This window comes from Mesorhizobium sp. M7D.F.Ca.US.004.03.1.1, from assembly GCF_003998635.1.
In the GTDB taxonomy this organism is placed as follows: Bacteria; Pseudomonadota; Alphaproteobacteria; order Rhizobiales; family Rhizobiaceae; genus Mesorhizobium; species Mesorhizobium loti.
In genome coordinates, this window is record NZ_RZQG01001389.1 from 1 (window position 1) to 1092 (window position 1092).

Here is a 1092-nt window from a genome sequence, read left to right on the forward strand (position 1 = left end):
GTGACGATCTATCGCCTGGCGTCGCGCAGGCCCGACGCCAGGCGATAGATCGTCACCGAGGCTTCAGGGACATCCGAGAGCAACCCCTCGACCGTCTTCAGGTCGGCCGCCGACGACGCTCCGGTCATGTCGGCATAGGCGCGGTTGGCGTAAACGACACGGCCTTTGGTGTCGGTGACGAGAAGCCCCTGCGACATCGAATCGACGAAGGATTTCGACAGTTCGTCGCCCGTCGAACGTGGCGTGACCTGCACGAAGCCGATCGCTGTGGCAAACAGGAAGCCAACGCCGATCATCGCCAGCACGCCGAGCATGCCGAGCAGAAAAGGATCCCCGAGGCGCTCGCGGAACAGACCGAAAACGATCGCCGCCCCCGTCAGAACGACGATGAAAATGATAAGCCGGGTGACCGCGCCCGGTCGCGTATTCTGGTCGACGATCGGTACCGGATAGAAATCGCCGCGCGCTTCCTTGGCCATATGCCCCCTGCTCGTGAATTCCGGTGTTCCGACACCCGCCCGTACCGGGTTGAATCACATTCTCCTAGTCCGGAAAAGGCCTGGGCGGCAAATGTCAGATAAAAATGATGGTCTTGCGGCCTTCGGAGTTTTCTAGCTGTTCACCAGCGTGAAAGGCAACTTGCGGTGGCCCGCCGCAACGGTCTAGTGTCGCATCACTTCCAAGGGCAATCAGGGGTAACCAATGCAATGGCTGGATAGCGTGGCGGGCCCTGGTTATGCCGCAGCACTGTTGTGGACGTTTGCAGCACTTGTCCTGCTGGTCATCGTTCTCGTCATCATCAAGCTGGTGCGCAATCTGACGTTCGGAACCTTTGTTGCCGGCGGCCGCAACCGCAAGACGCGGCTGGCCGTCATGGATGCCACCGCCGTCGACAGCCATCGCCGGCTGGTGCTGGTGCGCCGCGATGACATCGAGCACCTGCTTTTGATCGGCGGCCCGACCGACGTCGTCGTCGAGCGCGATATCCGTCTTTCGGCACTACGCCGTCCGGCATTGACCGGAGACGGCGGCTTGCAGCCGGTCCCGGCCACTGCGGCCCCGGCAGCAGCAAGGCCGCGTCCGCCGCAACCC

At 62.5% G+C, this 1092-nt stretch carries 2 pseudogenes; one reads left to right on the plus strand and one right to left on the minus strand.

Annotated elements, in window-relative coordinates:
• Positions 1 to 20 precede the first annotated feature (20 nt).
• A pseudogene (locus EN935_RS37315) lies at positions 21 to 479 on the minus strand (PAS domain-containing protein); the annotation flags it as partial.
• 223 nt (positions 480 to 702) lie between these two features.
• On the opposite strand from EN935_RS37315, the pseudogene EN935_RS37320 reads away from it, so the two are divergent.
• Positions 703 to 1092, plus strand: a pseudogene (locus EN935_RS37320) (flagellar biosynthetic protein FliO); the annotation flags it as partial.